The organism is Lentibacillus jeotgali (assembly GCF_000224785.1).
GTDB classification, from domain to species: Bacteria; Bacillota; Bacilli; order Bacillales; family Amphibacillaceae; genus Lentibacillus; species Lentibacillus jeotgali.
Window position 1 is genome coordinate 23,180 of the sequence record NZ_AGAV01000025.1, and the last position, 22,944, is coordinate 46,123.

Sequence of the window (22,944 nt, forward strand, 5' to 3'; positions counted from 1 at the left end):
ATGCATATAATTGACTGGATAGAGAAGAAACGTCTTGGGAGGCAGAATGTCCAATGTCGGATGAATACAACTCTAGGATGGAACGAAGAAAAGCGGAAAGTAAACCAAAAAACAAAAAGAAAAAACTATTTAAACGGATCATTCTATATTGTGTTATTGCGATTTTGCTCTTATTGATAGCTTGTGGAGTCTGGACGACTTCGATTATCATGAGTGCGCCGGAATTAACCTCAGAGAAGCTGCAAACGCCTTTCTCCTCACAGATTTACGATCAAGACGGGGAACTTGTTACAACACTGTTCAAGGAACAAAACCGGATGAAGGTCGATATTGGAGACGTTCCAGATCAGATGATAGAGGCTGTAACCTCTATTGAAGATAGACGGTTTTTTCAACATAACGGCGTCGATATCCGCCGGATTGTCGGCGCACTTATTGCAAATATTGAAAACGGATGGGGGTCTGAAGGGGGAAGCACAGTTACCCAGCAGGTTGTGAAAAGGACAATCTTATCGCCTGAAAAAACGTTGACCCGTAAAATACAAGAAGCCTATTTGGCAATAAGATTGGAACAAACGTATCCAAAAGATGAAATCCTGCAAATGTACTTGAATAATATCTATTTTGGAAACGGGGCTTATGGCCTTGCAACGGCATCAAAAACTTATTTCGGAACGAAAGATTTATCCGGGTTAAATGTATCGCAAATGGCCTTACTTGCAGGTTTGCCGAATGCACCAAGCTATTATGATCCATTTCAATATCCCGAAAGAGCAACTGACCGTCGGGATCAGGTTTTGCAGGCAATGCTAGAAACCGGTGCTATATCAGAGAATCAAGCAAAAGAAGCTGAATCGGTCCCCGTGAAAAAACTAGTGCAAAAACAAAAGAAAATTAACAATGATAAAGATCGGCCTTATCAAGCGTTTGTTGACCGAGTGTATCATGAGTTAGTGAACAAACGAAAAGTTGTCACGGATCAACAGTTTTATCAAGGTGGTTTGATGATTCACACGACACTGGACACCAATGCCCAAAAAGAAGTCTATGATCTTTTGACTTCGGATAAAATCAATTATCCTGACAAGGCATTCGAAGCGGGAATTTCCCTGATTGATACGAAAACGGGGGCTATTCAGGCTATCGGAGGGGGAAGAGATTTTCTTTCCATCGGTGATACCAACTATGGTGCTGAAGAAAAGAACCCGCCTGGATCAACGTTTAAACCAATCGTTGATTATGGTCCGGCGATTGAACACTTAAGTTGGTCAACAAATCATTCGATTGTGGATGAACCTTATTCTTACAGTGATGGAACGCCAATCAACGAATGGGATGGGGAATACTGGGGGTCCATGACTATACGAAGGGCTCTGGCGTGGTCGCGAAATATTCCTGCGTTAAAGACGTTTCAGGCTGTTGGTAAGGAAAAAGCGGCAGAGTTTGCGGACCAGCTTGGTATCGAACTCCAGAAACCGATTCCCGAAGCTGCTGCAATAGGAGGCCTTTCCAGAGGTGTAACGCCCTTACAAATGGCCGGCGCCTATGCAGCATTTGGAAACGAAGGGGTCTATCATGACCCGTATACTGTAAAGAAAATTGTCTTCCAAAATGGAAACGAGAAGAAGCTGACGCATGATCCGATTCAGGCCATGCATGCCTATACAGCTTATATGATTACTGACATGCTCAAAACAGTTATCACTTCCGGAACAGGTACTGCTGCCAACATACCTGGTATTCCAGTGGCAGGTAAAACGGGTTCAACAAATATTCCAGAGCCATTGCGGCAGCAACATAATATCGGGGACGGGTTGCTCGATTCGTGGTTTGCCGGTTATACAACACAGTACACTGCTGCAGTATGGACCGGTTATCCGAAATTGAAAAATGGCGACGATGTTCAATATATTCGTTATGATGGTTCGGAAGATATTGCAAAAGAGATTTTTCAAGTGTTAATGGAAAGCCTTTCTGATCCTGAAACGCCTGATTTCAAAAAACCGGATTCAGTCGGCGGTTCAGGTGATACATTGTATGTTCGAGAAACACAGCCGGCAATGTCCGGTTCTGGCAATGATGAGCAGCAAGAGGATGAACATACGGATCAGCAGGAGCCAGAACAGCCTGTTCAAGAAGAAAGGGAAAACAAACAAGAACAGAAACGCGAGGAACAAAGACAGAACAATTCCAGTGATCAAGATCAGCAGAAGGATCCAAAGGACCAGAAAGACGAAGAACAGAAAAATACCAGTGATCAAGGTCAACAGAAGGATCCAAAAGACCAGCAGGGCGAAGAACAGAAAAACCAGCGGAATGAAGAACAACAGGATCAAAATAAACAAAAGAATCAAGATCAGGAAGAGGATGAGACTGATAAGCAGGGTGAAAATTCTAAAGAGCAAGATGATCAGGAATCCAATTCGGAAGAGGATGAGAACGACCACCAGGATGAAAATTCTAAAGAGCAAGATGATCAAGAATCCAATCCGGATGAGGGAAATGATCAGAATCATGATTCTGGGGATAAAGAGGATCAAGATAACAGTGAAAAGGTAAATAATGATGGTGAAAGCGGGGAAAACTCTGCAGAAAAGGAAAAAAATGAAGAAGATCACCAAAGCAGTCAAACCGACGATACGCGTTGAGTTCAACCAACAGGATAAAGCGGTAGATTATATTCAAAGTCTTCTTGGTCATGAAAAGAGTGAAACAACAAGGCTATATGCTCATCTCAATGGGAATTGATGCAGTGGTCGCTTTTCTCATTACGTGGGTATTCCCCACTTTAACATATAAACTGATAATGGTTCTTAAAAACAAAGAAGCTCCAAAGAGGAATGGAAGAATCGCTTGTTTTTCTGTAATATCATTAGTTATAGTAAATATAGTCTTTTCCCAATTGTTTTATTAAATCATCGGGCGTCTATCTTGATAGGTTAGATGTCTTAATTTTTGTAAGAATTCTTGAATTGGATTGTTTGTTTTGAAATAATTGGTACTAGGTAATAGGGCAGTATTGTTGAATCAGGGAAAATGTTACAGTACTCGTTGTGTTTTCTGTTGCAATAAAGGAGTTTATTGGTAACTTCTTATAACAATCGGATGATTATCTTTATCTTCAACTATAGGATGCTTTCGAGTAGTAATAAATACGCCCATTATTGCTTTCTAGGGCTAGTTAATGGAGTAATACGTGTGAAACATGTTATAAGCATTACCGTCTAATTTTGTAAAAAAGGTGGGGCAATGAACAATTTAACTGTTGTAGCTACTCTATTGTTAGTCTTTATATTAAGTGGTTGTAATGACATAATTTTGAAAAACACAGATGAAAACGGGGAGTTATCAGGAGATAGTCCTCCCAATGCCTATATAAAGGTTGATAACAATAAGTATAGTACTAAACTGGGTTCATACTGCTGGAAAACTGGGTGTGTTGACAAAGTCGGGCCAGTTGAACTACTAAAAGACAAGGAGCCTATACAAGTTCGGGCTGATGAAAGTATAACTCTTAGAATGGAGTATAGTCCAAAGCCTAGCGAAATCCATCTTTCACAGATAAGCAATGGTAAAGAAAATGATGTAAAATTAAAAGATAATCAGTTTACGGCTCCTCATGAAAAAGGAATTTATTATTACAATTATGGTGTATGGTGGAAGGATGAAGAAGAGGAAAGTTTATCTCACGGTGATGCCTCTTATGTATTTGTTTTAGAAGTTAAATAATCGGGCTGGTAATCATAATTGAATAACTGTGCTTTCTTTTGAATAGGACCGTAATTTCTGACATTTAGGAGTGTTCTTTGTACCCAAAGTATAGTGAATTGGTCAAAGGGTGCTTATCTATATTTGTCAATTTTTGCTTATGTTTCGGTGCCCTTAGGAACAAATTGGAGGTTTCAATGAGAATATCGTTTGTAAATTCATTTTGGTTTTTATTTTCTGTTACCCTTAACGCTTTGGGAAATAGTTTTATGATTATTTCTAACCTGGGCAGTGGCCCTTGGACTTCTGCAGGAGAAAATCTGGTGTACGTATTACCTTTTTCCGTTGGTGTTTGCATTATTATTTTGCACCTTTTTTCCTTTTTGCTCAGCTATTTTATGAAAGTGAAAATCACTATGGAAGTGATTGTTAAAAGTATGGCTCTGGCAGTCATGTTTGGAGCTTTCATTGATTTATTTTTGTACATACATCAGCTGTTATATGTGCCTGAACATACAGCTGCCCGTTATATATACTTATTCATCGGGCTCAATTTAATTGCAATCGCTATATGCATTTATTTCCAAGCAAGTTCTATATACCTGCCAACTGACTTTTTATTGAAGGCTTTTGGGAAACTAATGAAAAACTATACATTGGGAACGATCGTATGGACGGCAATTCCGTTGTCCATAGGTGTGATCATTATTATCTATCGCCAGCAAATAAATGGAATCGGTCTGGGAACATTGCTGTTTATGTTTGGAATTGGTTTTTTGATAGACCAGTATAATCGCTGGATTGTTATTCAAAAAACTCCTGATAATTTGTATGTTTAGTCCTTCTGAATACAAGGACTATTTAGTCGAATAACAGAACAAATCAAGAATAAATATAGGAGGTTTATGTCGTGGATAAAAACATGACCGCCGCTGTGTTAACTTCGTTTGGCGGCCCCGAAGCTCTGCAAGTTCGTGATGATGTATCCATTCCCAACCTGCAAAAGGGACAGGTTTTGGTGCAGGTGACAGCCGCATCGGTAAATAACACTGATATTTGGACGAGAGAGGGAGCATACGGACAACCTGGACAGCCCAATGCAAAGGCTGGGTGGCGTGGACAAGTTGATTTTCCTCGTGTTCAGGGAGCAGATATCGTTGGCAGGATTTGTGCCGTTGGAGATGGTGTGGATCAGAGACGACTGGGCGAGCGTGTCCTGGTAGATCCCGCAATTTATGATTATTCCGGAGACAATGCCCACCCGGTAGGTCTTTTGGGAAGCGAATTAGATGGAGGCTTTGCCCAATATGTAGCCGTTGAAGATGTGCGAGCTCATAATGTAACCACCTCACCATTAAACGATGAGCAGTTGGCTTGTTTACCGACTGCTTACGGTACAGCGATGGGTATGCTGGAACGTGCGGAAATCGTTAAAGGTGATACTATCGTAGTAACTGGCGCGTCGGGTGGGGTTGGCTTTGCTCTAGTTCAACTGGCTTCCATACGAGGTGCTCGTGTCATCGGCATGACTACCTCCGCAAAAGGAGACTTGGTTGCTGAAGCAGGGGCTGACGTCATCGTTAATCGTAAGGAATCGAATCTATTGACCGAAATGTCAATTGCGGCACCATCAGGTTTGGACGCTGTTGCGGATGTAGTTGGTGGGGAGAGCTTTGAGTGGTTGTTGCCCCTCCTCAAAGAAGGAGAGCGCTGGGTGATTGCCGGTGCCGTCGGAGGACCTGTGGTGACTTTTGATTTACGCAGGCTCTATTTGCACAATAAACAATTGATCGGTTCTTCTATGCACACACCTCTACACTTTCGAAAATTGATCGATGAGGCAAACGCTGGTCGGGTCCTGCCACGAGTCGCTGAAACATTCACGTTAAACGATATCCATAAGGCCCAACAGGTGTTTCAAGGTCGACGGCACGTAGGTAAGATCGTTATTCTCCCGTCTGAGGTTTAAGATATCTTTTTACTGGGTGTTTTTCCATTAAAGAAAACCTAAGTCATCGGGAACTTGATTATAATTCCCCTTTGGGAACATAAGATAGCAGTATTGCTGTACCACAAATTGTAAATACCAGCTAATAGCAGAAAAGGACTATTCAAGAATATAGCGGCTATTCGGAATAAGGGTGAGCCCATGTTTCTACAAGGACCATTAAAATAAGAGGTCGGGACAAAAGTATCTTTTTCATACAAAAATCCGAACAACTAGAATAAATGGTTAGTGCAACTAATCCGCTCCGGAAATATACTTCGCTTTCCGCGGGCGGCTGGTGATCCTCCTCGTGCTTCGCACTGCGGGGTCTCACCTATGCCTCTGCTCCCGCAGGAGTCTACGTATATTCCCTTCGCTAAATCGTAGCATTGTTCGTCTTTAGAATTGATAAAATTAGTTATGTCCCAACCTCTTAGTATGCATATATGAAGTTATATAGATGTTTAACTTGTAGCGCCCATTCCGCCATCAACTCGATATTCCGCACCAGTAATAAATTCACTCTCATCTGAACCTAAAAATAATACTAAATTTGCAATGTTTTTCGAGTCTGCATAGTGTCCTAAAGGGATGCTTTTTGTAATTTCCTCTTCAACCTGTTCCTCTTCATTCCCTTGGGTTGTACCTTGACCTTGATGTACGGTTTTCATCATATTTCCTGAAACTGGAGCTGGGTGTATCGAGTTAACCCGAATATTATTTCCTGCGCATTCTAAAGAAGCTGTTTTAGTTAAACCGACAACTGCATGCTTAGATGCTGAATATGGTGCCATATTTGGGCTACCTCTTAACCCATCTACAGAGGATGTATTGATAATGCTGCCTTGTTGTTGTTTTTTCATCACCGGAATAACATGTTTCATGCCAAGAAAAATTCCCATAGTATTAATAGATAGAACCTTGTTAAAATTATCTACTGACTGTTGATCAATGGAACCGACTTCTCCAATGATTCCTGCATTATTAAAGAAAATATCCACTGATCCAAACTTGTTCACTGTCTGGTCAACGTAATTTTTCACATCTTCTTCTTTGGTAACATTTGCTTCGACTATAAAAACATTTTCATCTGATAATTCGTTTTGTACTTGTTCCAACTTTGGCCTATCCAAATCAACTAATGATACTTTGGCTCCTTCACTCAAAAAGATTTCTGCTGCTTGTTTCCCTAAGTTTCCAGCAGCACCAGTAATTATTGCTACCTTTCCTTTTAATCTTCCCATGAATATCTCTCTCCTTGTACGACAAAATTTACGGTACGTAGGTATTTTTCCCTATTTAATTAAAATAAACACTTACAAATTTCCCGCAACAAATATGGTATTGGAACCATTTTTGTTTTAAAAGAGGATGATGAGCTATAATTATATTTCCGTGTTTCACTTTCCGCAAGTTGTATCGCAAACAGGCGCGCCTCCGGAATAAAAAGCTCGACGCCCCTTTCATACATAAGAGTCGGTTTCTTGAATAGCACTTGACAAGATAATTAGATATTTATGTTAAAATGTAATGAGATTATGAAATAAGTAAAAAAGTAACGAAAAGGGAAAAGGGGATTGAAATGGATTTAAGATTTCCAATTGGGCAATTACAAGTTCCTAAAAAAGTGACATTAGAAAACATTCAGGAATGGCTGAAGGAAATCGAAACTTACACGATTCGATTAAGAGATATTGTTGACTCATTAAGTGATGAGGAACTAAGCAGAACATATCGTGATGGCAGCTGGACAGTTCGTCAACTTGTTCATCACATTGCAGATTCTCAGTTGAACATGTATCAACGTTTGAAGCTAGCTTTAACCGATGAGAATCCAACAGTACCAGCTTTTGATCAAGAAGAGTGGGCTGTTCAACCGGATACAGAACTTCCTGTAGAAAGTTCTGTTAAACTGCTGGAAGGTATAAATGAGCGCATCGTATCTTTAGGAAACAGTTTAACTGAAGAGCAATTAAATCAAGCTTTTACTCACCAACAAAACGGTGAAATAACAGTAGCCACAAAAGTTGCAAAATTAGCTTGGCACGAAGAGCACCACTTGGCCCATATTAAAATCGCGTTATCAAAATAATACAATATGTATGGAATGGGCTTATTGAAGTTCAGTAAGCCCATTGTTTAAAATAAGGAATAATTACTGAAGTTTTATTCAACCAAAAGGGGTCTATCTGTTAAAGTGCATGATGATTATTTTTTATGGTTATTATCAGATGCGATAAACGCAACTAATATCCGTTAGCGCACTAACAAAGCACAATGGATCATGAGATTAAGAGAGGGGAAGTCGATATGACTCATTATACGTCTAGCAAGCAGCAAGAGGAGGAAGTTGATCTTTCTTCCAATGCATTTAATCAAAATCCTTATCCCGTATTTAGTAAGCTTAGGGAGAATGATCCGGTTTACCGCACCGTTATGGCGGATGGTCAGTATGCCTGGATTGTGACACGTTATGAAGATGCTGTGTCTGTTTTAAAGGACAACCGATTCATCAAGGATCCGACAAACCTCATTACGGATGAGGAGAAAAGAACGGACCGGAAAGCAGAGAAAGGCGTGTTTATGAACACAATGCTTTTCTCGGATCTGCCCGATCATAAGCGCTTGCGTGGCTTGGTTCAAAAGGCATTCACTCCTCGCATGATTGAAGGTCTAAGGGGGCGAATCGAGGAAATCACAAATGACTTGCTTGATGGCATCCAGCAGGAAGGAAAGATGGAGATTATTAATGATTTCGCCTTTCCATTGCCGATCATTGTTATTTGCGAAATGTTGGGTGTGCCCAGCGAAGACCGAAATCAGTTTCGCTCTTGGTCCAATACGCTTGTAGAAGCCAATAATAATCCAGAACAGATACAAAACGTCCAGCAGGATTTGGAAGCGTTTATTGGTTATATTCACCAATTGATTACAAAGCGGCGCAAAGATCCTCAACGGGATTTGATAAGCAGCTTGATCCGAGCTGAGGAAGAGGGGGATCAGCTGACAGAGCCAGAACTTTATGGTGTTGTGTCTTTGTTAATTATCGCCGGCCATGAAACAACCGTCAATTTGATTGGCAATGGCATACTTGCATTACTTGAACATCCTGATCAAATGGAAAAATTGAAGCAACAGCCGAATATGATGAAAACTGCCGTTGAAGAATTTCTTCGCTATAACGGTCCAGTTGAGTTTAGCACTAACCGTTGGGCTGGAGAAACGCTTGATTTCAAGGGCAAAACCATTCCCAAGGGCGAATTGGTGTTAGTGGCGCTGGATTCAGCAGACCGCGATCCGGATCAATTCAAGGATCCGAATGTCCTTGATGTGACCCGCCAACAAAATCGGCACCTTGCTTTTGGTAAGGGGATTCACTTTTGCCTTGGTGCCCCGTTAGCCCGTTTGGAGGGGGGAATTGCCTTCAACACGTTGTTGCGACGGATGCCGGATTTGCGGTTAAACACTGATCCCGAATCGTTACAATGGCGGCCAGGAATGTTAATGCGGGGCTTGAAGGAATTACCAGTTGCTTTTTGAGGGATACATGAAGGGAGGATATATCATGACCAGACACAAGCTTTATACAATGAGTGTCGCAAGTGTCTATCCCCATTATGTTACGAAGGCGGAGAAAAAAAGACGTACGAAAACAGAAGTCGATGAAATTATCCGTTGGTTGACAGGGTATAGTCAGGAAGAGTTGGAAACGCAACTGGAAAAACAGACAAACTTTGAGACCTTCTTTACGGAAGCTCCCCAAATGAATTCTTCACGGACTTTAATCAAAGGTGTGGTCTGCGGTGTCCGAGTGGAAGACATCGAAGAACCAACTATGCAGGAAATTCGCTATTTAGATAAGCTGATCGATGAGTTGGCAAAGGGAAAAGCGATGGAGAAGATTTTGCGGAAATAATAATTAATACGAAAAAACACAGCTTTTATTATAAAATATAAAAGAATCGGTTCGCGGTTGTTGTCATGCTCATGGTCCATTCTTTCTATAAAGCTGCCAATCGGGAAACGAAGTCTAAACGTGAAAGGCAGCAACAAAAAAACATATCTTAAGTCGCCTCACAAATTAAACTAACAAAATGCTCAGATTTAACCCTGAGCATTTTGCTTTTATATTAATTTTTTACCTCTATCAGATCCATTTTATTTTTCTTTTTCAAACGCATTGACTGCTGCTTCAGCTACCTGGACATCCTGTGGAACAGCTCCTCCGCTGACACCGACTGCGCCTACCACTTTTCCGTCTTTTTCAAGCGGGATGCCGCCGCCGAACACGACGATTTTCCCTTGATTTGTTGTGTTCAGTCCCCAAAGTTCTGCCTGAGGTACTGTTGCTTCTTCCAGGTTGGATGTCGGCATTTTTAATGCAACGGAAGTCCAGGCTTTATTATGGGCGATGTCGATACTCGCGAGCCATGCATCGTCCATCCGGTGGGTCGCAATCAGATTTCCGCCATCATCAAGTACGGAAATAACCATTTGCACGCCTATGTTTCCTGCTTCCTGTTCCGCACTGTCAATCAGCTTCTTTGCCGTGTCCAAATTGAGTTTCTCCACGCTATCCATCCTTTCTTAATAGTACTCTTCTAACTGCTTCGTCTTGGTTCACTCAATCATTTTCCCGTAATAATGGCAATCAAAACGCAATTTTACAAAAAATCTATTAAATTTTGTAATTTTTCAGTTTCAAAAAATAATAACCGGGTAGACAAGGATTAGGGTCCGCACATGTGGTGAGACCTATAAATTCCTGAAAAACACGAAGGAGGTTATTTTGTTGGCTGATAATCGTGGAGTCGTGTACAAAGGTCCAGGAAAAGTTGAAGTGGAAGATATCTCATATCCTGATTTAGTGCTGCATGATGGGCCGGGCGTGCCCAAATCAAATGCCGGCAGAAAGTGTGAGCACGGGGTTATCCTCAAAAATATCGTCACAAATATCTGCGGCAGTGACCAGCATATGGTTCGCGGGCGTACGACGGCCCCATCCGGACTAGTGTTAGGGCATGAAATTACCGGTGAAGTGATTGAAGTGGGGCGTGATGTTGAATTCATCAAAAAAGGCGATATTGTATCTGTACCGTTCAATGTAGCTTGCGGTCGATGTAAAATGTGCCAGCGCCAGGATACACATATTTGCTTGAATGTTAATCCGGAAAGACCTGGCGGCGCCTATGGCTACGTTGACATGGGCGGCTGGGTTGGCGGCCAGTCCGAATATGTCATGGTTCCATATGCCGACTTTCAATTATTGAAATTTCCGGATAGGGAGAAGGCAATGGATAAAATTCTTGATCTCACGATGTTATCGGATATTTTCCCGACAGGCTACCATGGTGCAGTGACTGCAGGTGTCACGACAGGTTCAACGGTTTATGTGGCCGGTGCTGGGCCGGTTGGACTGGCTGCGGCACATTCCGCGCAATTGCTGGGTGCGGCGGTTGTGATTGTTGGTGACTTAAAAGAAGAACGGCTGCAGCAGGCAAAAAGTTTTGGCTGCGAAACAATTAACTTAAAGGAACACGATGATGTCGGGGAGCAGATTGAGCAAATTGTCGGTGTTCCTGAAGTCGACTGTGCGATTGATGCAGTCGGTTTTGAGGCATATGGCCATGGAACCGATCACAAGGATGCTCCAGCTACTGTACTTAATACCATGATGGATGTTGTGGAAGCAGGCGGCAAATTTGGTATTCCCGGACTTTATGTAACAGATGATCCGGGGGCTAAAGATGAAGACGCCAAACAAGGTTCGCTGAAAGTGAAATTTGGACTGGGATGGTCAAAAGCACATTCCTTTACAACAGGCCAAACCCCTGCCATGAAGTATCAGCGTCAACTAATGAATGCCATTTTGAATGGAAAAGCGGATATCGCAAATGTTGTGAATGCAACAGTCATATCACTTGATGAGGCGCCACAAGGGTATGCTGATTTCGACAGTGGCGTTGCCAAGAAGTTTGTCATAGATCCGCATGGCACGTTAAGCAAGTAAGTAAAATGTTTGGCTGAATAAAGAGGCCTCTCCGCAGGGAGCAGGCTCTTTGTTAAAAATGTATTAGGACTTAGTGAATTCACGGTGTAGTATGGGTTAGTAGCGCTATTAATTTGATTAAAACCGCTGTAGTTTACATCGGTGCGCTGTAGATGAGATGAGCGAATAAACGATGCAGAATGAGCAGGAATAGCTGCAGATTGAGAGAGAACAGCTACAGATTTGATAAGAATGTAAGACTGGTTTGTCATTCAATAAAAGCTCCCGAACCTTTTATATGTAAAGATTCGGGAGCTTTAGTAATGCTAAACATTAACGTGAGTAGTACTCAACGATAAGCGCCTCGTTGATTTCAGCCGGCATTTCGGAACGCTCAGGATAACGTGAATACGTTCCTTCTTTTTTATCCTCATCGAATGTCAGGTATTCCGGTACGAAGTTGTTCACTTCGATCGCTTCCTCAATGATATCAAGGTTTTGTGATCTTTCACGCAGACCGATGACCTGACCCGGCATCACGCGGTAAGATGGAATATCAACACGTCCACCGTCTACAGTTATGTGACCGTGACCAACGAGTTGACGTGCCTGACGTCGTGTACGCGCCAATCCTAGGCGATACACAATGTTATCCAGGCGGGATTCAAGCAAGAGCATGAAGTTCTCACCATGGACACCTTTCATTTTGCCCGCTTCTGTGAATAGGTTACGGAATTGACGCTCGTTCAAACCGTACGTAAAGCGAAGCTTTTGTTTTTCTTGCAGCTGAAGACCATACTCAGACATTTTTTTGCGCTGATTAGGTCCGTGCTGTCCTGGAGGGTAAGGACGTCGATCCAGTTCCTTACCGGTTCCTGTCAATGAAATGCCGAGACGGCGTGATTTTTTCCAGTCTGATCCGGTAAATCGTGCCATTGGACATTTCCTCCTTTATAGTTTATTCGCATAAAATAAACGACCGTGTTCCTGAACATTGGCCATTTTATTTTCATGTACCTTCGCCCCAGCAGCAGAGAGTTACACGATACACCTCCTAGATTAAGAGGAATAAAATGGGGGCAATGCCGGTTCACATAGGCTACCTTTTTATTTTACACAACGAATAGTATATAGGCTGTCAGCTATGAAGTCAACCTTTTTCAGTACGGAACTGCAAAAAATGATTCAGTTGGAGTCTTATTTCAGGAATGTTTCTAGCTCTCGTGCGAATTTTTCCAGATAGATTTTATCTGTTTCGTCAAATCGGCTTTTGATCGGACTGTCAATATCAAGGACGCCATAAATGTCATGGTCCTTAGACAGCGGAACAACTATTTCTGATTGGCTGGCGCTGTCACAGGCAATATGGCCCGGAAACGCTGACACGTCTGCAACAAGCTGTGTTTTCCACTCCTTGATGGCCGTTCCGCAGACACCTTTGCCATATTCAATTCGGATACAGGCGGGCAAACCCTGGAAAGGTCCAAGAACCAGTTCGTCATCCTTCCACAGATAGAATCCGACCCAGTTAACCTCATCAAGAAATTGATTCAGCAGGGCGGATGCATTCGATAAAATGGCTGTTGCGTCTGTTTCCTCCTCGGAAAGGGCTGTCAATTGTTTTATTAATCGTTCATAATCTTTTGCTTTATTACTGGAATAAGCGGTTGCCTGAAACATACAGATTCAATTCCTTTCATTATTATTTCGACAAAAAGCTGAGGTAATTGTCGAGCGAAAATTGCAGGATATTTCGTCTTATCGTCGTAACAGTGAAGTAAGGGGGCATGAGTTCCAATGAAAAAAAGTCCAACGAAACAAAAAGTTATAGATGCCGCATCTTCACTGTTTTTTCAGAATGGTTTTCATGGCACGTCGGTGAGGGATATAGCTGATAAAGCTGCTGTCAATGTTTCATTGATCAGTTATTATTTTAAAAGTAAACAAGGACTTCTTGAGTATGCTGTCACCCAATACTATGAAGCATATCTTGAAACGGTTGAAATATCCCTTGGGGAAAATGACGCACTGCCACCATTGGATAAGCTAAAGCATTTGGTTGGAGTTATTATACAGTACAAACAGCGAAACTATCAATTATCATGTTTTATTCATCGCGAGCTGTCACTTGATTCGGTTTTTGTCCGTGAAATGACGGTGACCTACCTGGCAAAAGAAAATTATGTTATCAGTAATGCTTTTCATGCTATTTTTCCTGAGCAGAAAGGACAGCACCTGGATAAGCAATTTTTACTGATGCAGCTTAAGGGGATGTTAACCACGCCGTATTTGATGCAATACGAATGGAAAAATCATGTTGTGGGAGAATTTTCGCATCATCAATTTGTCAGGAATTACACGCGCACAATTGATAATTGGCTGGATCATGCTGTGGAACAAAATAGAGAAAAGGCCCGGTGAGTTTTGATACAGTGAAAACTTTCAATACGTGGGGGGTCCCCGCTGCTTGTTAGTTGAACAGAATCGGATTATTTACGGGGAGTTAATTCGATCAAATGTACGAGGGTAAATGATTTTGCTTAAAAATAATGTCGAATCATGAATTTATTTGAATTTTTTTAGCCAAAAATGCCAATAACGTGGTATTATTAATAATAAGGATAACTATTTTCTAAAATGGGTTTCTTTGACATATAACCAGAGAAATAAACCTCTTATTAGTAATGACGTGTTAGGGGGCATTTTATGGCATACATAATTGGAAGTATTCTTGTTATCATTGCAATTATTATCACGGGGTTAATCATGCGGAAAAGGGTTTATGATGTTGTGGACCGGCTGGAAGCGTGGAAAATGGATATCATGAACCGCAATATTGCGTCCGAACTCTCCCGGATTAAAAATCTTAATTTATCCGGTGAGACCCAGGAGAAATTTGAATCTTGGAAAGAACGTTGGGAGCACATTGTGGCGAAAGAACTGCCGGATATTGAGGAGCATTTATTTGACGCGGAGGAAGCCTCGGACCGGTATCGTTTTCCCACTGCCAAAAAGACATTGCGGACAGCTGAGCAGACACTCCAATCGGTTGAAAGAGAGATCGAGCAAATGCTGGAAGAGCTTGATCAATTGATGGAATCAGAAGAATCCAGCCGTAAAAATATCGAGCAGATTGAACCTGATTTAAAAGCTTTGCGCAAAAAACTGTCGCAGAGCCGCACCCGGTACGGAAAGGCCGAAGCTCAATTTGACCGTGAGCTTGATGAGCTTGAGAATAAACTCGGCCAGTATCATGAGATAGTGGACGAAGGCAATTATTCAGAAGCGCGAGATCTGGTTGAAGGGCTGAAACAGGAATTAGATCGACTGGCAGTGGAAATGGATGAATTCCCTGCCATCTATCGAAAGTGCAAGCATGATCTGCCTGAACAGCTTGATGAATTACTGAAAGGTCTGCATGAAATGAAGGAAGGCGGCTACCGGATTGAACATCTCGGTTTTGAAAAAGAGGTGCATCATTTTCAGCACCGATTGACCGAATGTATCCATTCTCTCGAAAAAGGCGACGCCTCAATGGCAAATGAGATTATTCCTGACATTGAGGAACGGGTTAACGAGATGTATCAGCTTCTTGAAAAAGAAGCTCTTGCAAAAAATTACGTTGATACGAAATTGAGCCCTTACCAGAATGCATTGGGCGCATTGGAAAGTGACTTCAATGTGACAAAAGAAGAGGTTGAAGCATTAAGGGAGAATTACTATTTTGAAGATGGGGATATGGAGAAATATCTTTCATTGGATAAAGCCATTACGCAGCTTCACAACCAGCTGGAAGCTATTAACAACTCAATTGAACATGACGATACACCGCATTCCGAATTACGAAGGGAACTTGAAATTGGCTTTGAAGAGTTGAACACACTGAAGGAGGACCATGAGACGTTCAAAAAACGCATTCAGGAGATGCGTCAGGATGAAATCGAAGCAAAAGAAAAATTGGCAGAGATGCGAAGGCGATTATTTCAGATTAATCGGCGGCTGAAAAAAAGTAACATTCCAGGCGTCCCGAACTTCATCTGGAATAAAATGGATGAAGCGGCCGAGCGGAATGATCGTGTCTTTTCGGCTTTGGAAAAACAGCCGCTTGATATGATAGAGGTTCAGCATGCTTTGTCCGAAGCTAAAAACACTGTGGAATATGTGGCAGAGCAGACAGATACACTCCTTGAGCAGGCATATTTAACTGAACAGGTCATCCAGTATGCCAATCGTTATCGCAGTCAGGATGCTGAACTTGCCAAAAAACTGTCAGAAGCGGAGCGCTTATTCCGTGCTTATGAATATGAACTTGCGCTTGAACAGGCAGCAAGGGCTGTGGAAGAGGTTGAACCAGGCGCCCTTAAACATATCGAACAATTTCAGAAAGCGGCAAATTAATATAAGTCTGCAACAAGCAGAATCCTTGCCATGAACTATTGAAACGGATTATAATTCAAGGAAATTTTCAAATAAATGACGAACCGATTCCGATGACATCCTGCTGCTGATTTGCAGGGAACATCGGAATTAAGTGTGAAAAATAGACGTAAAGGCTGCCTTAACGGGAAGGATAAGATAAAATTGGTCCTTTTTCTGATAAGCAGCCTTGCTTATTGTCGAACGCAAAAAGATTTACAGGGAGTTATGATCATGATTTATTTGGACAACAGTGCAACCACAAAACCGGATCCCGCGGTGCTTGAAAGTTTTCAGCAGGCATCCGGCCGTTTTTTTGCTAATCCGTCGAGCATTCATCAATTTGGCGGGGAAGCCGAAAAACTGCTTGCAAAAGCAAAAGAACAGGCTGCTGATTTGTTGCATGTTCAACGTGAGGAGATTGTATTTACCTCCGGGGGTACAGAAGGGAATAATCTGGCTATTAAAGGCATTGCACTTGAGCATCAGGGGCGCGGCAAACATATTATGACAACTGACATTGAACATTCCTCGGTCAATGAAGCATTCAAAGGATTGGAGCAGCTGGGTTTTGACGTAACCTATTTACCGGTTGACGAAAATGGAGTCGTCTCAGTCAACAAACTGAAAGACGCTATCAGGGATGATACGATTTTAATCAGCATTATGCATGTGAATAACGAGCTTGGATCTATTCAACCTGTCGAGGAAATCGGTAAAATCGCCAAACAGCATCCAAAGTTATTTTTCCATGTTGACCATGTTCAGGGAATGGGTAAAGTACCGTTAAGACTTGCTGGCACAGGAATTGACCTATGCACCATATCAGGTCATAAAATCCATGGCTTAAAAGGGACTGGAATCCTATATATCAAAAAAGGAACGACATTGTTCCCTTTATTCCATGGCGGTAACCAGGAGCAGGGCCTTCGTTCAGGTACCGAAAACCTCGCCGGTGCCGTTTCGCTAGTTAAGGCTATCCGCTTATTAAATGAACGGCAGCGAGAAGGTATCGCCCATATGCGTGAATTACAGCAGCTGCTGCGAGAGAACCTGAGTGAGATGAACGGTGTGGAGGTCAATACGCCTGTAGCGGCCGCCCCCCATATTATGAATATTTCAGTCCCTGGGCTGAAGCCGGAAGTTATTATCCACACTCTTGGCGAACAGAGTATTTATATATCGACAAAATCAGCTTGCTCATCCAAGCAATCGAATGAAAGCAAAATCCTTGCTGCATGTGGCCATGAAAATAACCGCTCAGCCTCTGCACTAAGGATCAGTATATCCTATGATACAACGGAAGAAGAGATTCGCGTATTTCTAAATGCACTGTCAGAGGCGATCGATCAATTAAAGGCAATACTGGAGTAGATAATTATGCAATATGATCATATATTAATTCGTTATGGTGAAATGGCTTTAAAAGGAAAAAACAGAAAAAGTTTTATCGTACAACTGCAAAATAATCTCCGGCAGCAACTAAAAGATTTTCCGGAAACAAAAGTGAAGCGTACGCAAGGCAGGATGTTTGTTCTACTGAATGGGCATGATGCGGAAGCTGTTATGGAAAAATGTAAAAATGTGTTTGGCCTGCAAAGTCTCAGCATGGCTATAAAGGTTCAAAATGATGAGACCGAGATTAAGGATGCGGCATTGTGGGCACTGGAAAACACGACCGATGCCAAAACATTCAAGGTTTCCGTCAAACGCATTGACAAAAAGTTCCCGATACGGTCACAGGATATGAATCAGGTTCTTGGCAAACATCTACTGTCAAATACGACCGGATTCACAGTTGATGTGCATCAGCCTGATATAGAGCTTAAAATTGAAATTCGAACCGAAGCAACCTATATTACGTCAAGTGTCGTTCCTGGTCTGGGCGGCTTACCTGTGGGCACATCAGGTAAGACGCTCCTGATGCTATCTGGAGGAATCGACAGCCCTGTTGCAGGATTTTTGGCTATGAAGCGCGGCGTGGAAATTGAAGCAATCCATTTTCATTCCCCGCCGTTTACGAGCGAACGCGCTAAGCAGAAGGTTTTGGATTTAGCTGAAAAGTTAACTAGTTACGGGAACAAAGTGAATGTTCATATCGTTCCATTTACGAAAGTACAGCAGCATATATTCCGTGAAATGCCGGAAAATTATGCGATGACTATCATGCGCCGGATTATGATGCGTATAAGTGAACAGGTCTGCAGGAAGGAATCCATCCTCTCGATTACAACCGGTGAGAGCCTTGGGCAGGTCGCCAGTCAGACGATGGAGAGTATGAATACGATTAACGAGGTAACCAATTATCCAATTCTCCGTCCATTGGTGGCGATGGATAAAGATGATATAGTCCAGATTTCCAGAAGAATTGATACGTACGATATATCAATTCGCCCATACGAGGATTGCTGTACAATTTTTGTTCCAAAATCGCCAAAAACACGGCCTGGACGCGAAAAGGTGAATCAATTCGAGTCACAAACTGATTTCACTAAACTGATTGAGGAAGCTGTCAATGGTATTGAAGTGGTGACATTGACCGGTAAGGCAGATGCAGAAAAGGAATTTGATGATTTATTATAATAGCGTGTGCAATATATTCAAAGCACCGCAGTTTTGGCGGGCTTTTTAAAAAAACCTTTAATTAGGAATTTACAACAACTACCAGTTTTAAAATCTCGCTTCGGTACGCAATCTAAGGGTACCAAGGAGGTGATAGATTATGCCAAGCAACAACAGTTCAAATCAACTGGTAGTCCCTGGTGCAGAACAAGCTCTAAACCAAATGAAGACCGAGATTGCACAGGAGTTTGGTGTACAACTTGGTGCTGATACGACTTCCCGCGGCAATGGGTCTGTAGGCGGGGAAATCACAAAACGTCTTGTTAACACAGCTGAACAACAATTTGGCGGTAACATGCCGCAGTAACAACAGTATAATAATGGCTAGAGGGCTATCCTCACGGGGGTAGCCCTTTTTATTATGCTGAGAATGATCCAGTTGGCTGAATGCAACGGAACTGTAGTCCGACTAATTATTCTTATAAAAACGTGCGCTTTACTCTGTTCCAATAGGAGTTATTCTTCAGTTTGACGGTTTTAACCAGTTTATCGCTCAGGTTAACGGTCAGGTTTTGAATATTTCTGACTGGATAGGCTTCATTGTCCATACCGATAATCGGATAATCATTCCCATCCTGGACGACTTCCATTTTTAATGTACGGTCTTTGTTCAAGATAAACGACGATCCTAGCGTTCGGTAGCGGTTATTATTGAGTGATGCAATTTCGGATACCTGGAAGCATGGTATTTTTGGATCGATGACAGCGCCCTGTGTCGATTTGTTATAGCCGGTGCTTCCGGTAGGCGTTGCCACGATCAGTCCATCACCGCGAAATGTCTCAAAATGCAAATCATCGATATAAACATCAATAACGATTGATTTGATGATGGTCGAGCGTATACTGACTTCATTCAGGCAGTTAAAAGTGGATTCCCCGTTCACTTGAACATCAATGAGCGGAAATCGCCGTACTTCCATTTCTTCATGCTGCATAGTGTACAACATGTCATCAAAGTTATCCATATTAAAATCGCAATATAACCCTGATTCATTCGATCTTGTAATGCCTGTGTATAGACAATCTTGTCGAAAGCCGGTTAACCGGACCGCCTGAAGGAATGCTCCGTCACCGCCAACACTAATAATAACGTTAGCATCATCGGGGTTTTCCACAATTTGAAAATTGTTTTCCCTGGCTAACCTAAATAGTGGCTCTAACTTATGTTCAAGGTCCTGGTCAGGGGGATAAAAAAAGTATAGGTTATTTCGAATCGGCATATGAGAGTCCCTCCTATCTGTTAATTTTATTCTATCACTTAATCAAAATTTAACCCAATAATGTGTAAAAAAAGGAAATTGCGGAAGTATAAAGAAAAAGAGGTGAGTTAATGGTTATTGGCGCTCTCATATTTTTTCTCGTCTTTTTAATCGTGTTTTTATATTCACGGATAAAAGTGTTCGGCTCCATCACATTAAACCAGGAAAAACAAGTCATTTGGGTAGCCTGTTACTTTTATCGGATTCGTTTGCTGGAAAGATCTATTGATTTGACGGAAGAAGAACCAGAACACGAGAAGTCATTTCAGGAAACTGTATCACTTTTACATAAAGGTAGTCAGAATATTATTCAGAAAGCAAGGATTTCACATGAGATTGTCACCCTCATTTTAGAACGACTGCGGTTTCATGATTTTTCCTGGCAAACAGAAGTAGGGACTGGAAAAGCGCATACAACAGGTATGGCAGTCGGCGGGATCTGGAGTGCTAAGGGTGCGGTAGCAGGGATGTTATCTGCAAAAAGCCATTTTCATTGCAGACCGTCGATGACGGTTACACCCGTTTATAACCAAAAACGGATTCATTCGGCTATTAACTGCATGATATCCATCAGGACAGGGCAGGCTATTTATGCATTACTGAAAATCATACGAAAATATTCTGTTAAACAAGAAGCTATCATTTAAGAAGGAGGATTACCATGGATGAGCATCCAATTCAGGGGTTAATGACGACAGCAATGGAAAATTTGAAAGATATGACTGAGGTTAACACAATCATAGGGGATCCCATTGAGTCGCCGGTAGATGGCAGTGTTATCATCCCAGTCTCGAAACTGGGGTTTGGATTTGCTGCAGGCGGGAGCGAATTCAATGGCGGCAGTTCCGGGGAATCAGGCGGAAAAGACGCTATGCCTTTTGGTGGCGGCAGCGGCGGTGGTGTCTCAGTGACGCCTGTTGCATTTCTAATCGTTAATCCAAAAGGGATTAAAATGATTCACCTTGACGAAAGTACACATATTTATGAGAAAATGATGGACTTTGCACCTAAAGCCGTCGAAAAAATCCAGCAATTACTCAAAGAGTCGGGACTACCGGACAAAATGAAACAGCAAACCAGTCAGCATGGCGGCAAAGGTGATGAGGAAAAGCAGAAAAAGGAAAAACAGCAGCAGGAACAACAATCTCAACAGGATGAGCAGTCCCAGCAGGATGAACAGTCTCAGCAAGGGCCAAAACCTCGACGGAAATCACAGCAATTTGATGATCACTTTGACCAGAATTTTGATATTTAATTCATAGCGTATTTACAATTTTGATGTCTTTAACAGTGGACATACACGGCCCTTCCATTCATAATAAGACTATAGGTTAATATTTACAGGAAGGGATGATTTCAATGGCGAATGTAACATTTAACCAAGATCCGGTGACACTGTTAGGGAAGGAGATCTCAGTCGGTGATAAAGCTCCGGATTTTACAGTTTTGGCCAACGATCTTCAGGAAGTCTCACTAAGTGATTATAAGGGTAAAGTAAGGCTGATTGCGGCTGTGCCGTCTGTCGATACAGGTGTTTGTTCAGATGAGACAAAGCGCTTTAATGAAGAGGCAGACAAGCTGGATAACGTACATGTATTAACCATCAGCATGGATTTGCCGTTTGCTCAGGGACGCTGGTGCGCAGCTACTGGCGTAAAAAACCTGGATACATTATCAGATCACCGCAACGCGGATTTCGGTGAAAAATACGGTGTGCTAATTAAAGAGCTCCGTCTTCTGGCAAGGGCAGTATTTGTGGTTGACTCAAATGACAATATCACATATGTAGAATATGTTGATGAGGTTACCAACCACCCTGATTATGACCGTGCTTTAGACGCAGCACAAAAAGCAGAGTAATTTTTGGCAGCTCTCCTGCTGAGGAATATGGCAGGGGAGCTTTTTTGTTTTAGAATAAACCGGTCTTTTGATACAATAGAAACGCCTTGAGACAGTGGATCGGAGGATTTATGACATGGAAAAAACGAACGTGGAACGATTGTTTGAAGAAATCGATAATTTAACGGAAACTATCCAGCAATCAAAGAATGAAACGTACTTGGACAGTTTGAATATAGCCCTTGAGGCCATTTTTTATCAGGAACCATCTGAGGATATGGATGAAAGTCTCATGAAAAAGCTGCCGGCTATACCGGAAATAGCGTCTTATGATGTCGTGGAGATCCGAAAGGCTGTTCAGCTTGCCATTTTAAAAGGAATGAAAGGAGCAACACAGCAACAGCATCTAATGACCCCTGAAACCGTGGCCATGTTTGTTGGTTATCTGGCTGAAAAGGTCACCACAGATGAAGAAAATCTTCGGGTGTTTGATCCCGCTGGTGGAACCGGGAACCTTCTGACAACCGTTTTAGAGCAGGTGGATCATCTGAAGCACGCCGCAGCGGGAGAAGTAGATCCGACCCTGATAAAACTTGCTGTGTTGAATGCCAACCTGCAAAAAAAGGAAATAGAGTTTTTCCATCAGGACAGTTTACGCCCATTTTTGATGGATCCCGTTGATTTGGTTATCACTGATCTGCCTGTCGGTTATTACCCTGATGATATCCGGGCGAATGATTATAAACTGAAGGCGGACGAGGGCCATTCCTATGCGCACCACCTCTTCATTGAGCAAAGCCTCAATTATACTAAAGCAGGAGGCTACTTGATTTTCATCATTCCTGAATTTTTATTTGACAGTGACCAATCCGATAAACTGCACGCCTATCTTCAGGAAAATGCACACATTGTAAGTGTTTTGCAGTTGCCGGAATCAGCTTTCAAATCGGAAAAAAATCGAAAAAGCATCCTTATATTGAAAAAGAAAGGACCGAATACCACAGCGTTTAAACAGCCATTGTTAGCTCAAATTCCATCGTTCAAGAATACAGATGCCATGAACGATATTCTGGCACAAATGAACGACTGGTTTTCGGCAAATATGAATAAGTATATGTAAGAAG

22 protein-coding genes are annotated in these 22,944 nt (G+C 42.1%); 17 read left to right on the forward strand and 5 right to left on the reverse strand.

Features of this window, described 5'->3' with window-relative positions:
- Positions 1 to 53 precede the first annotated feature (53 nt).
- From ON01_RS17740 to ON01_RS17755, 4 genes are all read left to right on the forward strand, one after another.
- Complete coding sequence (locus ON01_RS17740) at positions 54 to 2,648, forward strand: transglycosylase domain-containing protein (RefSeq protein WP_010532364.1); 2,595 nt, start codon at positions 54 to 56, stop codon at positions 2,646 to 2,648.
- Positions 2,649 to 3,249: 601 nt separating this feature from the next.
- Positions 3,250 to 3,729 carry a hypothetical protein gene (locus ON01_RS17745; protein WP_010532366.1) on the forward strand — a complete coding sequence of 160 codons (480 nt, stop codon included), beginning with the start codon at positions 3,250 to 3,252 and terminating at the stop codon, positions 3,727 to 3,729.
- Positions 3,730 to 3,905: 176 nt separating this feature from the next.
- Complete coding sequence (locus ON01_RS17750) at positions 3,906 to 4,547, forward strand: DUF6198 family protein (RefSeq protein WP_010532367.1); 642 nt, start codon at positions 3,906 to 3,908, stop codon at positions 4,545 to 4,547.
- Positions 4,548 to 4,618: 71 nt separating this feature from the next.
- Complete coding sequence (locus ON01_RS17755; RefSeq protein ID WP_010532368.1) at positions 4,619 to 5,677, forward strand: zinc-binding dehydrogenase; 1,059 nt, start codon at positions 4,619 to 4,621, stop codon at positions 5,675 to 5,677.
- A 482-nt stretch (positions 5,678 to 6,159) separates the two neighbouring features.
- Here ON01_RS17755 and ON01_RS17760 read toward each other — a convergent pair whose 3' ends face one another.
- Complete coding sequence (locus tag ON01_RS17760; RefSeq protein ID WP_010532369.1) at positions 6,160 to 6,939, reverse strand: SDR family NAD(P)-dependent oxidoreductase; 780 nt, start codon at positions 6,937 to 6,939, stop codon at positions 6,160 to 6,162.
- A 338-nt stretch (positions 6,940 to 7,277) separates the two neighbouring features.
- Between ON01_RS17760 and ON01_RS17765 the strand changes: the two genes are divergently transcribed.
- From ON01_RS17765 to ON01_RS17775, 3 genes are all read left to right on the forward strand, one after another.
- Positions 7,278 to 7,787, forward strand: a complete 510-nt coding sequence (locus ON01_RS17765; RefSeq protein WP_010532370.1) for a YfiT family bacillithiol transferase — start codon at positions 7,278 to 7,280, stop codon at positions 7,785 to 7,787.
- Between the two features lie 218 nt (positions 7,788 to 8,005).
- Positions 8,006 to 9,235 (forward strand): cytochrome P450 family protein, encoded by a 1,230-nt coding sequence (locus tag ON01_RS17770; RefSeq protein ID WP_010532371.1) that lies wholly within the window; start codon positions 8,006 to 8,008, stop codon positions 9,233 to 9,235.
- 25 nt (positions 9,236 to 9,260) lie between these two features.
- Positions 9,261 to 9,611: a DUF2200 domain-containing protein gene (locus tag ON01_RS17775; protein ID WP_010532372.1), complete on the forward strand. Its 351-nt coding sequence runs from the start codon at positions 9,261 to 9,263 to the stop codon at positions 9,609 to 9,611.
- Positions 9,612 to 9,853: 242 nt separating this feature from the next.
- On the opposite strand, the gene ON01_RS17780 is transcribed toward ON01_RS17775, so the two are convergent.
- Positions 9,854 to 10,267 carry a GlcG/HbpS family heme-binding protein gene (locus ON01_RS17780; protein WP_029329189.1) on the reverse strand — a complete coding sequence of 138 codons (414 nt, stop codon included), beginning with the start codon at positions 10,265 to 10,267 and terminating at the stop codon, positions 9,854 to 9,856.
- Between the two features lie 220 nt (positions 10,268 to 10,487).
- Here ON01_RS17780 and fdhA point away from each other — a divergent pair, with 220 nt between their 5' ends.
- Complete coding sequence (gene fdhA, locus ON01_RS17785; protein ID WP_010532374.1) at positions 10,488 to 11,705, forward strand: formaldehyde dehydrogenase, glutathione-independent; 1,218 nt, start codon at positions 10,488 to 10,490, stop codon at positions 11,703 to 11,705.
- Between the two features lie 312 nt (positions 11,706 to 12,017).
- Here fdhA and rpsD read toward each other — a convergent pair whose 3' ends face one another.
- Positions 12,018 to 12,620, reverse strand: a complete 603-nt coding sequence (rpsD, locus tag ON01_RS17790; RefSeq protein WP_010532375.1) for a 30S ribosomal protein S4 — start codon at positions 12,618 to 12,620, stop codon at positions 12,018 to 12,020.
- Positions 12,621 to 12,881: 261 nt separating this feature from the next.
- Entirely contained in the window at positions 12,882 to 13,364 is a 483-nt protein-coding gene (locus tag ON01_RS17795) for a GAF domain-containing protein (RefSeq protein WP_010532376.1), read from the reverse strand.
- A gap of 117 nt (positions 13,365 to 13,481) precedes the next feature.
- On the opposite strand from ON01_RS17795, the gene refZ reads away from it, so the two are divergent.
- The 5 genes from refZ (at position 13,482) to ON01_RS17820 (ending at position 19,029) form a co-directional block, all read left to right on the forward strand.
- A complete protein-coding gene (refZ, locus tag ON01_RS17800; protein WP_010532377.1) occupies positions 13,482 to 14,105 on the forward strand; it encodes a forespore capture DNA-binding protein RefZ in 624 nt (207 codons plus the stop codon).
- A 285-nt stretch (positions 14,106 to 14,390) separates the two neighbouring features.
- Complete coding sequence (gene ezrA / locus ON01_RS17805) at positions 14,391 to 16,082, forward strand: septation ring formation regulator EzrA (protein ID WP_010532378.1); 1,692 nt, start codon at positions 14,391 to 14,393, stop codon at positions 16,080 to 16,082.
- Between the two features lie 252 nt (positions 16,083 to 16,334).
- Positions 16,335 to 17,474, forward strand: a complete 1,140-nt coding sequence (locus ON01_RS17810) for a cysteine desulfurase family protein (protein ID WP_010532379.1) — start codon at positions 16,335 to 16,337, stop codon at positions 17,472 to 17,474.
- 6 nt (positions 17,475 to 17,480) lie between these two features.
- Entirely contained in the window at positions 17,481 to 18,683 is a 1,203-nt protein-coding gene (gene thiI, locus ON01_RS17815) for a tRNA uracil 4-sulfurtransferase ThiI (RefSeq protein WP_010532380.1), read from the forward strand.
- A gap of 139 nt (positions 18,684 to 18,822) precedes the next feature.
- Positions 18,823 to 19,029 (forward strand): alpha/beta-type small acid-soluble spore protein, encoded by a 207-nt coding sequence (locus tag ON01_RS17820; RefSeq protein WP_010532381.1) that lies wholly within the window; start codon positions 18,823 to 18,825, stop codon positions 19,027 to 19,029.
- A 112-nt stretch (positions 19,030 to 19,141) separates the two neighbouring features.
- On the opposite strand, the gene ON01_RS17825 is transcribed toward ON01_RS17820, so the two are convergent.
- Positions 19,142 to 19,942, reverse strand: coding sequence for an NAD kinase (locus tag ON01_RS17825; RefSeq protein WP_010532382.1), 801 nt, complete (start codon positions 19,940 to 19,942; stop codon positions 19,142 to 19,144).
- Between the two features lie 110 nt (positions 19,943 to 20,052).
- Here ON01_RS17825 and ON01_RS18645 point away from each other — a divergent pair, with 110 nt between their 5' ends.
- The 4 genes from ON01_RS18645 to ON01_RS17845 all read left to right on the forward strand — a co-directional run bounded on the left by ON01_RS18645 (position 20,053) and on the right by ON01_RS17845 (position 22,940).
- Positions 20,053 to 20,628 carry a DUF2953 domain-containing protein gene (locus ON01_RS18645; protein WP_010532383.1) on the forward strand — a complete coding sequence of 192 codons (576 nt, stop codon included), beginning with the start codon at positions 20,053 to 20,055 and terminating at the stop codon, positions 20,626 to 20,628.
- 14 nt (positions 20,629 to 20,642) lie between these two features.
- On the forward strand, positions 20,643 to 21,236 hold the full coding sequence (gene ytfJ / locus ON01_RS20270) for a GerW family sporulation protein (protein WP_010532384.1): 594 nt from the start codon (positions 20,643 to 20,645) through the stop codon (positions 21,234 to 21,236).
- Positions 21,237 to 21,340: 104 nt separating this feature from the next.
- On the forward strand, positions 21,341 to 21,841 hold the full coding sequence (tpx, locus tag ON01_RS17840; RefSeq protein WP_010532385.1) for a thiol peroxidase: 501 nt from the start codon (positions 21,341 to 21,343) through the stop codon (positions 21,839 to 21,841).
- Positions 21,842 to 21,956: 115 nt separating this feature from the next.
- A complete protein-coding gene (locus tag ON01_RS17845) occupies positions 21,957 to 22,940 on the forward strand; it encodes a class I SAM-dependent methyltransferase (RefSeq protein ID WP_010532386.1) in 984 nt (327 codons plus the stop codon).
- Positions 22,941 to 22,944 lie beyond the last annotated feature (4 nt).